The following is a 10,712-nucleotide window of genomic DNA, read 5'->3' as shown; positions in this document are numbered from 1 at the left end:
CCACACCCGGCTGCCCGAAAACAGAAAACAACCGCAGAGCAACCCGGCGCCACACACCAGCGCCCCTCACCGGCCATCATGAAAAATCGAGGCTAGCCCTCGCGGTCGATCTGCAGGTAGCTGAGTCCGCTGAGGTCGAGCCAGAACTGGGTGGGAGTCTCCACCAAGCGCAACAGGACGCCCTCACAGGAACAGGAACTGCAGCGCACCACGATGCCCGGGGCGTCAGCGTAGACCTTTGCCTCCGCGAAGGCCCGGACCGCGCCGCAGTGCTTGCACTGTCCGATCGCCGCGACGATGTCGAAGCGGAACACTTCCCACAGGGGTCCTGCCGCCGCGTTTCCATCGAGATGAGGGATCGGGTTGTGCTCACTACCGGTGATGTCCCGGTCCTCAGGGCCCGGGTTCTCAGCTCCGTTGGAAGCATGTTTGCCGGTCACCGGGTTCCTCCCGTCCCGCCGAAGCGTTCGGTCTTGATCGAGGCGGCGGGATAGCCTCCTGGACCAGCCATTCTGCGACCGTTTCGACGAAGACCGTCTGGCCACAAATGAAGGTGTCGGGTGTAGGGTCCGCCGGCAGGATACTCGCAAGGAGCACCTCCGCCGTGAGCCGTTGAGGAGCGGCCGGCCAGCCCGGTGGCGCTTCGCGGGTGTAGACATAGCCGACGGTCAATTTCGGGGATTCCCGGCCTAAGGTGAGCAGTTCCTCGCGGTAGAAGCCCGCCTTGGGTGACTTGAGCGAATACAACAGCCGGAACTGGGACGCGTTTTCCGAGGCCTCATGCGCCCGGATCATGGACATCAGCGGCACGATGCCGGATCCGCCGGCGATCAGCTGCACCGGGTTTGTGTCCGTCGGACGCCAAACGAACCAGCCGCCGACAGGGCCACGGATCTCCAGCTGGTCGCCAATGGCAACATCCCTGACCAGATAGGGGGAGACCTGCTCAACCACCGGAGGCTTCGGCAGGCTCAACCACCGGGGGGTTCGACAGGCTCAACCACCGGGGGGTTCGATAAGCTTACCCATCGAGTTCGAGCGTGAACACCCACAGCATCACGCCCTCACCCGGGACGAACCAGTCCCGCTCCGGCGCCCGACGGAAGCCCAGCGACTCGTACAAACTGTGGGCGCGTTCCATGAATGTAGCGCTGGTGATGCTGATCGCCGCTATGCCAGGCAGCTGGCGGGCGTGCTCCACAATCTCCCGCACTACGGCGCGGCCTACGCCGCCGCCTTGGTGCGCCGGGTCCACCGCCAGCATCCGGAATTCCAGCTCCCCGTCCCGGGCGATTTCGCTGTAGGGCTGGCCGGCGAACGTCAGCGTCACCGCCGCCACCACCTTTCTTGCGGCCTCGGCCACCCAGACCTGCGCATGCTCGGCACGGTGCTCCACGTCCTCCAGCACTCCCATGTACGGATGGTCCGCGGCGAAGTGCCCTGCGCGCAGGTAGGCCTCGCACGTGATGCGTCGAACCTCCGGAAAGTCCGCCGATACCGCACGGCGGAACGTGACGTTCACCGGGCAGCCGCGGTCACGGCGGTCCGCTCGACGTAGTGGCCCAGCTGTGCCAAATCCGGCTGCGAGGACGAATCGCCCACGGCGTCTCCACCCACCTCGTTCGCCACCGCCAGAGCATGGGCATAGTCCAGCCCCTGCCGCAGCGCCAGGACCAGGGCAGCGCAAAACGCGTCCCCGGCACCCACGGTGTTCGCCACGGAAACTGCAATCGACGGCGCCTCGGCTACCTTCCGGGCTTGGTCGAACATCGCCGAGCCGTCCTTGCCGTACGTCACCGCCACCAGCTTCGCCTCCGCCAGCGCGGGAATCAGGGCGTACTCGCTCTCGTTGACGATCACCAGGTCGCACCGCTCCAGCAGCTCCGCCGGCAGGTCCATGGCCGGCGCCGCGTTCAGCACAAAGTACCCGGTGTGCAGCCGTGCTGCCTCCAGCACCACGGGCAAGCCGACCTCCAGCTGGCACAGCACAGTCTCGTCCCGGTCAAACTCCACCCCGTCCAGCGACAGGTTCGAATTGGCGCCCGGGCACACCACGATCTGGTTCTCGCCGTCACGGTCCACCACGATCAGGGCCGTCCCGGTCGGCTCCGGAAGGACGGCCACGTCAGCAGTGTCCACGCCGGCAACGGCCAGCGCGTCCAGCATCCGCTGCCCGTTCGCGTCGCTGCCCACGGCGCCGACCATCCGGGTGCTGCCGCCCAGGCGTGCAGCGGCCGCGGCCTGGTTGGCGCCCTTGCCGCCGGGCTGCTCGGACAGCACGGCGCCGCCGATGGTCTCGCCCGCGGTGGGAAGCCGCTCGGCGGTGGCGATCAGGTCCAGGTTGATGCTGCCGACGACGGTGACGGCAGGAAATCGAGTGCTCATGGGAAGTCCTAACGGGGGAGGGGCCGGAAGCGGCCGGATTGAGAAATAGTGTAGACCATGGTTGTACTTGTCCGTCATACATGGTTGTATAACAACTCACATCCCAAGCGCAGGACCAGCCTGCAGAACAAAGGAGTTTGATGTGAACACCCCAACCCCGGCGGCCGCCGCGCCTACCGCGGACGCCGCAGCCGCCGTCGTACTTCCCGACGAAACGAAACTCACCGGCCGCCGCGCCGCCCTGCTGATCTCCACCCTGCTGCTCGGAGTGCTGTCCTTCCAGCTCAACGCCAGCATGGTCACCCCTGCACTGCCGCAGATCGCCGCCGAGTTCGGCCAGGGTGCCGACAGCGCCGCCCCCGTCCAGTCCATGTTCTTCCTGGCCGGCGCCATCGCCGGGCCGGTGATCGGCCGGTGGAGCGACTTCATCGGCCGCCGCGCCGCCCTGCTCCTGGTCCTGGCGATCATGGGCGCCGGCACCATCCTCTGCATCACCGCGCCCACCCTGCCGCTGCTGGTCACCGGCCGGTTCCTGCAGGGCGTCTCCAGCGCCGTCTTCGCCCTCGCCTACATCGTGCTCAGCGAAAACCTGCACGCCAAGGTCTTCGGCACCTCCGTGGGCATCATCGCCGCCATCAACGGGGGAGTGGGCGGCGTGGACGGCTACGTGGGCGGACTCATGGCCGAGACCCTCGGCTTCCGGTCCATCTTCGTCGTCGTGCTGGTCCTCACCGCCATCGCCGCCGCCTGCATCATCAAAATCGTCCCCGCAGGACGACCGCAGGGCGTGCGCGGCGCCATGGACTGGTGGGGCGCCGGATCCCTGTCCGTGTTCCTAGTCTTCATCACCTACTTCGTCTCCGGCGGCTCGGCCGCCGGCTGGACCGCGCCCAGCACCCTGACCCTGCTGGCCGGCACTGTCGCGTCCTTCGCCGCCTTCTGGACGATCGAGAAACGCCGCAGCCACCCGCTGATCGCCGTCCACCACCTGCGCTCCCGCCAAGTCTGGCCGGTCATCGCCACCACCGTCCTCACCCTGGCCGGCATTTTCGCCATCATCAACTTCACCGTGGTGCTGCTCAGCCAGGACCCCGACGGCGGCTTCGGGCTCACCGCCTCCATCTCGGCGCTGCTGTTCCTCACCCCCGCCGCGCTGATTGGCGTGTTTGCCGCGCCTATGGCCGGCTGGCTGGCCGACCACCGCGGCTGGATCAAGACCCTCCGGTTCGGCACGGGGCTCAGCCTGGCCTGCGCCATCGCCGCCGCCACCTTCTCGGACAACCAGGCGGCGGTGCTGATCGCCGTCGCGGCCTTGGGCATCTTCTACAACGGCTTCTTCCTCACCGCCATCAACGGGCTCTCGGTGCTCCTCTCACCCAAGGAAGCCCCGGCCGCCCTGCCCGGCATCAACGGTGCCTCGTTCGGCATCGGGGCGAGCCTCGGCGTCGTCCTCGTGGCGCCTTTCGCCGCCCAGGCCACTGCCGCCGGGTACGCCACCGCCCTCTGGATCTCGGTGGCCATCACCACCGCCGCATTCATCGTCAGCCTCTTCGTCGCCGCCCCCAAGGGCGAGACCGTCTAACCCCTTTTACAGTAGGAGAACCACCATGACCACGCCCTCCCCGTTCTACCTGGACTGCGACACCGGCATTGACGACGCCCTTGCCCTGGCCTACCTGCTGGCCTCTCCTTTTGCTGACGTGGTTGGCATCGGGACCGTCAGCGGCAACGTCAGCGCCGCCGCCGGCGCCCGCAACACCCTGGACCTGCTGGCGCTCGCCGGCTCCGATCACGTGCCGGTGGCTCTTGGTGCGCACGACCCCCTCTTTGGCTCATTTGGGGGCGGGGCGCCGTGGGTGCACGGCGAAAACGGGATCGGAGGGGTAACGCTGACGACGGCGGCTGCTTCCGTTGTGTCCGAGAGCGCGGCTGAGATGCTGGTGCGGCTCGCTCGTACGTACCCTGGTTCTTTGAAGGTGCTCGCCATTGGGCCGCTGACGAACATCGCCGAGGCGCTCCGGCTGGAGCCTTCCCTGCCGTCTTTGGTTCATTCGGTGACGGTGATGGGCGGGGCGGCGCTGGCTCCGGGCAACATCACTCCGGTGGCTGAGGCCAACATCTTCAACGACCCCGAGGCCGCGGCCCTGGTGCTTGCCGCCGACTGGGACGTGACCCTGGTGCCGCTGGACGTGACCATGAACTCTGTCCTGGAGGAGACGCACCGGCAGCAGTTGCTGGCATCTTCTTCGCCGGTGCCGCAGGCGCTGGGGGAGATGCTGGGCTACTACTTCCGGTTCTACGAGGACATTTACGGCCGGCCGTGCTCCGCCATGCACGACCCCCTGGCGGCGGCGCTCGCTGTTGGCGCTGTTAAAGCCGCTGTGGCACCCGTGGTGCGTGCCGCCGTCGACACCTCTGACGGGCCCGGCCGCGGCCAGACCATCTGCGACCTCCGGGGGCTGTACGCAGGCTACCCTTCGGTGGCGGGCGCGCGGTGCCGCGTGGTGCTCTCGCTCAAGGAGGACTTCGCCCCGCACCTGGTGGAGACGCTGCTGACCTCGGCGACTGTAGCCGCCGACTAAGGAGGGGCCGGATTATTCTACTAGCGGAGGGCACTTCACCTTTGACCGGAACAGTGCATCGTTCCCTATTCGGTTCCGCTTAACCTTGCGGGGGCTGAGTCATCTAGTGAGGAGGGGCCCCACGCTTCACCCTCAGGCAGTGTCTCGTCGATCTCGTGCCACCGCTCCCATGCAGCCTGGCGTGTGATCCCAAGACAGGTTGCGATCTCCGTCCAGGACAGGCCCGCTTTGCGTGCGTACTTTACGGTCACGAGCTCCGTGTTGTCGCAGGTCTGTCGCACTTGCTGTATTGCCTTCAAGGTGGCGGCTATCTCCGCCTTCCAACTTTGTCGGCTCGACGTAGATGCACCAGTTGATCGAGGGCCCGTCATGGCCCGATGAATGGTCGGACCGCCACTATATCTCGCCATGGCACCAGCATGTCCGCGGCGTAGCTTCCCGTCAAGGTATCTTGACAGGAAGCTACGTAGCTTCCCGCCCTGGCAGTGGAGCCCTTAGCGCTTTACAAAGGTCCGTACCCCGAGACTCCAACCAGGAACGTCGGGCACGGCTCGCTGTAGAAGTCCACTTGAAAGGTCACGCTCTGTCCAGGTTCCAGGTCCGCGTCGGGCGAGGCGTACCCTACTTGACTGCCCAGCAGCGAGCCGTCCGCATTAAAGCAAGTGACGTGAACTCCGTAAGGTCCGTTCAGCTTGTTCGTGGACGCATTGGTTGCCTTCCCCGTGATCGCCGTCCCCATTGCGTTGGCTTGGTCGACCTTCAGGTCCTGAAAGTAGGGGTCACCTTTCAGCGGCGCTGACGCAACTGTGAATTCGAGCTTTGCCGTGACCGGCAGTTCTGCGTCAAAGAAGACGTAACCGAGGGAAACAGCACCGGCTGGCACGACCGCTGGGGAGAAGCCCTGGCTGCGGCCAGAGGCCAGGATTTTGCCGGTTTCATCCACGGCAGCGCCGGTGACCTCGACACTCGTGATTGTCTCATTGGTGCCATTGCGCACGGCCACGGGCAGGGTCACGAGCCCGGCGGCGTTTACCTTTATGGGGGCGGAGGCCACGACGTCGACCTTGCCTGCTCCCCCCGCCGGGAAGTCGGGGTTGGCATTTCCGGCGAGCCAGCCGGCCGCAATAGCGTCTGCCGTTGTTCCCATTTTCACTTCGGCCGCGGCCGACATTGTTGCCGGTGCTCCCGGTTCTGTGCTGCTGCCCGACGCGCTACCCCCGCCGGTTTGAGTGGGTGATGCGCCACATCCGCTGACCGCCAATGCCAGGAGTGCTGCCCCTACCGCAACTAACCGCTTATTCAATTTGTCCCCCTAAAGTGCTCGCTGCCGCTGTCTTCATCGACGGCGCACAGGATGTTCTGTACGGGTAATTAGTACACGAGGTGGACGCAAAGCGCGGCATCTGACTGTTCCATGACGAACCGCGAGCATCTGAGGCGGAATCACTTGAGCCTAACGCGTTCAACAACGTTTCGCTGCGCTTCTGCTTCCCGGCCACATGCCCGCGGATCCGCGCTTCATGCAGTCTCCTGCGGAGAGCCGCGCACGTCCCTACCGCTCGCGCCTCTATCATCGGATGTATGCGTAAACATCTAGTCGCCCTTGGGGTGGCGGCAACTATCCTGGTCGGCTGCTCGGCCCCTTCAACCCAGCCAGCAGCAAGCACGGCGGCGCCAGAAACCACTGCAGCATCGGCTGCACCCACGCCTACTCCGGTTCCCACTCAAGCCACTGACGCAACCGCAGTCGCTACGGAGCTCAAGGCCAAAATCTCGAGCATCACCGGGATCACCACAGTCACCGAGGAGCTCGACAGCAACAAGCTCCTCGGTAGGCCCAATCAGTACACCTCTGCAGCGTGGATAGCAGACGCTGGTGCAACCCCGGGTGAGACCGGCATCGACAGCGGCGCGGTGGTCGAGATGTTCGCCAACGAGGCCGACGCAACGGCGCGCTCCGAGTACATCCAAGGGATTTTGCAGAAGGCCGGACCTGCGTTCGGCACCGAGTGGCACCACCAGAAGGGCAACGTCCTCCTGCGGGTCAGTGGGGTCCTGAGTCCAAGCGTCAACGACCTGTACAAAGCTGGATTCGGTTCGTAACGACCTGCTGTCCAGATTCAGCTAAAAAGCCCTGCACGGTAAGCCGTGCAGGGCTTTTTAGCTCGTGCTGTTAGCGGAACTCAAGGTTTTGTCGGATTGAGGGTGTCGGCGGATGACCGTGTTGGGCGGGCCGCGCTGGCACCGTGGAACATCACGCTCCTGGCTGAGGCGAACATCTTCAACGACCCCGAGGCCGCCGCCCTGGTGCTGGCCGCCGACTGGGACGTGACCCTGGTGCCGCTGCGCCATGCACGATCCCCTCGCGGCGGCGCTCGCTGTTGGTGCTGTTAAGGCTGCCGTTGCACCCGTGGTGCGTGCCGCCGTCGACACCTCTGACGGGCCGGGCCGCGGCCAGACCATCTGCGACCTCCGCGGGCTGTATGCAGGCTACCCGCCGGTGACGGGCGCGCGGTGCTCTCGCTCGAGGAGGACTTCGCCCCGCACATGGTGGAGACGCTGCTGTCGGTGGTTGAGCCTGTCGAAACCGAGCCCGTCGAAACCACGACCGCGGCACTCGCGTCGTTTGCTGGGTTCATTGCCGCTAGCGGCGCTGGGCGACCAGCACGAAGGCGCACGATGCCAGCACGCCGGTAAGGGCGAAAATGAGCATCCCGGTGAAGGATCCTCCGCCTGACTGGATCAGTGCCCCGCTGACAATCGGGCCGATGGAGAAGCCGGTGCCGATCATCAGGTTGGTGGTGTTCATCAAGTGCCCGCCGCTGGAGAGGGAGGACAGCGTGGACAGCAGGTACGGCAGGATGAAGGTCCAGGCGAACTTGAAGATCACGGCGGCGATGGCGAAGCGGATCAGGGCCGGTGCGCCGAAGAGCAGCGCGATGCTGAGCGCCATGCCTGCGTAGCCCGCCACCAGGTAAAGCTTCCGGCGGGGTGTCTCACCGAGGGCAGTTGCAACGAGGGCCGACACGATCCCGGCAACAGTTGCCAGGGAAAGGACGAGGCTGGTGGCGGAAAGGTCGATCCCGGAGCCTGCCGGAATCTGGGCGATGAATGACCAGACTCCGCTGAGCGCGACGTAGAAGAGTAGTACAGCGGCCAGGCCTGCGGCTGCCCTGAGGACCGGAACGCGTTCAGGTGCCCCTGCCCGGGCGGAAACGGGGAGCGCGGCCCGCAGGGCTTCCCCGTCGATGCGTTTGACCACCAGGAGGCACAGCACGGCGAGCCCGGCAAGGGTCCAGTAGATCGCTGCAACTCCGGCTGACGCGAACAGTGCGGGGAAGACCGCCAGGATCAGGGCACCCATGGCCAACTGGAAGACGACGAATATCCCGAACGCGCGGCTGGGGTTGGAGGTCTTGCCGCTCAACGTCAGGATGATGACGGTGATGGAACCGGCCGCCAGGCTGGTCACCACCCGGGCGATCATCAGGAGGCCGAAGTCGTCCAGGAATCCCGAAACAAGGTTGCCGGCAATGACCACGGCTGTGAAGAGGTAGCTCGCAGTTCTCAGGTTCATGCGGCGGAGCCACAGGTAGGCCGGGACCGTTGCCAGGCTGAAGGCCCCCAACTCCAATGAGAAGAGCGTTCCCACCTGGACCGGGGTCAGGGCGAACTGCTCGATGAGTTTGCCCGCGATGACAGGGGCGATCAGCAGGACGGTATAGAGGACGGCACTGAAGACAGCGATGTACGTGTAGGTGCCCTTGTCCGAGGCGATGCTTGCCGGGGCGGCTTGTGCTGTGGATGTCATGGTCATGTCTTTCGGGCAGGACGAAGCGGCTGAGGCCGCCGTCGGCGGAAAAATAAAGGTGATGGTGCGTGCGGGCCTTGGATGTCCCGCGTGAATCGGCGCCTGTCAGGCGCGGAGCGTGGCGCTTCCCCTCGGACCGCTGGCCGCTCGTGCTGAGGCCTCGGCGTCGAAGACCTTGCGTCCGGCGAACCAGGTCTGGCGGGTTGTGATGTGCGGGATTTTTTCCAGGTCGATCTCATGAGGGTTGTCGCTCAGGACGATGAAATCTGCGGATTTTCCCGGTGCCAGCGAGCCGGTGACATCGTCCAGGCCTATGGCCTGGGCAGAGTTGGTGGTGTAGATGCTGATGGCTTCTGCCAGGGTGATGGCCTGTTCGGGCCAGAGGGTGCCGGGGAATTGTCCCGTTGGGTCCCTTCGGGTGACGAGGCCGTAGATTCCTTCCCAGGCATTGGGTGAAACGCTGACCGGCCAGTCCGAGCCGCCTGCGATGCGGGCGCCCGCGTCCAGCAGGGAGCGGTTGGGCTGCATTTTTGATGCCCTTTCCGCTGGGAGGACTGTGGCGATTGCGTCCGGGATGACGCCGGGGAACCACAGCGAGGGTGAGATGTCGGCGGTGACGTCCAGTTCGGCGAACCGGGGGATGTCCTGTTCATGGACGAACTGGCCGTGGGCGATGTGGTACTTCGGCTGGTGGTATCCGGCTGCACGGACCTTGGCGACGGTGTCGAGCACGAGCCGGACCGAAGCGTCACCGGTGCAGTGGATTTTCGCGGAGATTCCACGTTCAGCCGTGCTCATGAGCCAGTGCTCAAGTTCCGCAGCAGGCATGGTGGTGCCCCCGCAGTGGCACTCCGGGAAGCCGACGCCGGACAGGTACGGTTCGATAAACGCCGCAGTTCCGGCCGGCGGCACGCCGTCGAGGAAGATCTTGATGAAGTCCGGCCGGTGGTGTTCGGACCGCGACTCGTCGCGGTGGGCGATGATGCCCTCGCCCAGTGGAGTGGTGCCGAAGATGAAGTCATTCGCCTGCATGGAGGTGACCACCCACGCGAACAGTCCGCCGGAGTCGTCGAGCGCCTTCAGTGCCTGCAGCAGCTGGAGGGAGGCCGCGGCGTCCTGGAATCCCGTGATGCCGTAGGAGTGGAGGATTTCGATTCCCCGCGCTGCGGCCCGGGCCAGGTCCTGTGTGGAAAGGGGCTGAAGCCGCGCCAGGGTCTGCTCCACCAGGACGCCTCCGGCCTCGATAAGGACACCGGTGGCGCGCCCCGAGGCGTCCCGCATGATCTGGCCGCCCTCAGGATCGGGCGTGCCGTCGTCGATGCCGGCCAGTTCCAGGGCCCGGGAGTTTGCCCACCTGTTGTGTTTGCTGTCGTCCTTGAGGAGGGCGGGCCGTCCGCCGGTTGCGGCATCGAACCGGGCCAGGGCCTCCGCGGAATTGAGTTCGGAGAGCAGCCCCGAACCCCAGCTGCCCCCGACAATCCACCGGTCCGGGGCCAGCCGTTCGGCATACTCACTGACGGCGCTGAGGAGCTCATCCAGCGACTTGGTTGGGGCTTCGTTCAGCTCAAACAGGTCCATCTGCCCGGCGAGCATGTGGTGGTTGTGGACATCCAGCAGTCCCGGCATGACATAGGCGCCGTCGAGGTCGATGACGGTAGTGTCCGGGCCGGCTGCAGCCTCGGCATGCAGACCGAATGAATGCACCTTCCCGGCTTTGACGGCGAGCGACGTGACGTGCGGATGCTCCTTGTGCAGGGTGTCGATGACACCGTTGATCAGAAGCAGGTCAACTTGGTTGTTCATATCCTCGGCCCCTAACGGTGTGGTGGATCACAACATTAGGGCGCAGGCCATTTGATGTATTGATTTTCCGTGCACTGCTCTTGGAAATCCCGGCAGGGAGCGGCCTGCGTGCAACGACTCCGCCTCCTGTC

At 65.4% G+C, this 10,712-nt stretch carries 10 protein-coding genes and 1 pseudogene; 4 read left to right on the top strand and 7 right to left on the bottom strand.

Features of this window, described 5'->3' with window-relative positions:
* Positions 1-92 precede the first annotated feature (92 nt).
* The 4 genes from B5520_RS04580 to B5520_RS04565 all read right to left on the bottom strand — a co-directional run bounded on the left by B5520_RS04580 (position 93) and on the right by B5520_RS04565 (position 2,385).
* A complete protein-coding gene (locus B5520_RS04580) occupies positions 93-440 on the bottom strand; it encodes a DUF6510 family protein (protein WP_254865460.1) in 348 nt (115 codons plus the stop codon).
* Positions 409-954 (bottom strand): hypothetical protein, encoded by a 546-nt coding sequence (locus B5520_RS04575; protein WP_254865459.1) that lies wholly within the window; start codon positions 952-954, stop codon positions 409-411. The genes B5520_RS04580 and B5520_RS04575 overlap by 32 nt, the downstream gene beginning before the upstream one ends.
* Positions 955-1,021: 67 nt before the next feature.
* Complete coding sequence (locus tag B5520_RS04570) at positions 1,022-1,522, bottom strand: GNAT family N-acetyltransferase (RefSeq protein ID WP_079595829.1); 501 nt, start codon at positions 1,520-1,522, stop codon at positions 1,022-1,024.
* A complete protein-coding gene (locus B5520_RS04565) occupies positions 1,519-2,385 on the bottom strand; it encodes a ribokinase (RefSeq protein ID WP_079595828.1) in 867 nt (288 codons plus the stop codon). The genes B5520_RS04570 and B5520_RS04565 overlap by 4 nt, the downstream gene beginning before the upstream one ends.
* Before the next feature lie 142 nt (positions 2,386-2,527).
* On the opposite strand from B5520_RS04565, the gene B5520_RS04560 reads away from it, so the two are divergent.
* Together B5520_RS04560 and B5520_RS04555 are read left to right on the top strand one after the other, a co-directional pair.
* Positions 2,528-3,967: an MFS transporter gene (locus B5520_RS04560; protein ID WP_079595827.1), complete on the top strand. Its 1,440-nt coding sequence runs from the start codon at positions 2,528-2,530 to the stop codon at positions 3,965-3,967.
* A 25-nt stretch (positions 3,968-3,992) separates the two neighbouring features.
* Positions 3,993-4,967 (top strand): nucleoside hydrolase, encoded by a 975-nt coding sequence (locus B5520_RS04555; protein ID WP_079595826.1) that lies wholly within the window; start codon positions 3,993-3,995, stop codon positions 4,965-4,967.
* Positions 4,968-5,469: 502 nt separating this feature from the next.
* Here B5520_RS04555 and B5520_RS04545 read toward each other — a convergent pair.
* Positions 5,470-6,138: an FxLYD domain-containing protein gene (locus B5520_RS04545; protein ID WP_079595825.1), complete on the bottom strand. Its 669-nt coding sequence runs from the start codon at positions 6,136-6,138 to the stop codon at positions 5,470-5,472.
* 410 nt (positions 6,139-6,548) lie between these two features.
* On the opposite strand from B5520_RS04545, the gene B5520_RS04540 reads away from it, so the two are divergent.
* Positions 6,549-7,070, top strand: a complete 522-nt coding sequence (locus B5520_RS04540) for a PGRS-family protein (protein WP_139386201.1) — start codon at positions 6,549-6,551, stop codon at positions 7,068-7,070.
* 120 nt (positions 7,071-7,190) lie between these two features.
* Positions 7,191-7,664, top strand: a pseudogene (locus B5520_RS04535) (hypothetical protein); the annotation flags it as partial.
* Here the strand turns inward: B5520_RS04535 and B5520_RS04530 are convergent.
* Both B5520_RS04530 and B5520_RS04525 read right to left on the bottom strand, forming a co-directional pair.
* Complete coding sequence (locus B5520_RS04530; protein WP_079595911.1) at positions 7,612-8,778, bottom strand: MFS transporter; 1,167 nt, start codon at positions 8,776-8,778, stop codon at positions 7,612-7,614. The pseudogene B5520_RS04535 and the gene B5520_RS04530 overlap by 53 nt on opposite strands.
* A gap of 105 nt (positions 8,779-8,883) precedes the next feature.
* Positions 8,884-10,581, bottom strand: a complete 1,698-nt coding sequence (locus B5520_RS04525; RefSeq protein WP_079595823.1) for an amidohydrolase — start codon at positions 10,579-10,581, stop codon at positions 8,884-8,886.
* Positions 10,582-10,712: the final 131 nt, after the last annotated feature.

Origin of the sequence: Arthrobacter sp. P2b (assembly GCF_900168295.1) — a bacterium.
Taxonomy (GTDB): Bacteria; Actinomycetota; Actinomycetes; order Actinomycetales; family Micrococcaceae; genus Arthrobacter.
This window is presented reverse-complemented; position numbering and strand designations above follow the sequence as displayed.

Bases quoted from the DNA above. Each gene is read 5' to 3' on its own strand.
- B5520_RS04525 (WP_079595823.1), bottom strand. From the start codon at position 10,581: ATGAACAACCAAGTTGACCTGCTTCTGATCAACGGTGTCATCGACACC.
- B5520_RS04565 (WP_079595828.1), bottom strand. From the start codon at position 2,385: ATGAGCACTCGATTTCCTGCCGTCACCGTCGTCGGCAGCATCAACCTG.
- B5520_RS04530 (WP_079595911.1), bottom strand. From the start codon at position 8,778: ATGACATCCACAGCACAAGCCGCCCCGGCAAGCATCGCCTCGGACAAG.
- B5520_RS04545 (WP_079595825.1), bottom strand. From the start codon at position 6,138: ATGTCGGCCGCGGCCGAAGTGAAAATGGGAACAACGGCAGACGCTATT.
- B5520_RS04540 (WP_139386201.1), top strand. From the start codon at position 6,549: ATGCGTAAACATCTAGTCGCCCTTGGGGTGGCGGCAACTATCCTGGTC.
- B5520_RS04555 (WP_079595826.1), top strand. From the start codon at position 3,993: ATGACCACGCCCTCCCCGTTCTACCTGGACTGCGACACCGGCATTGAC.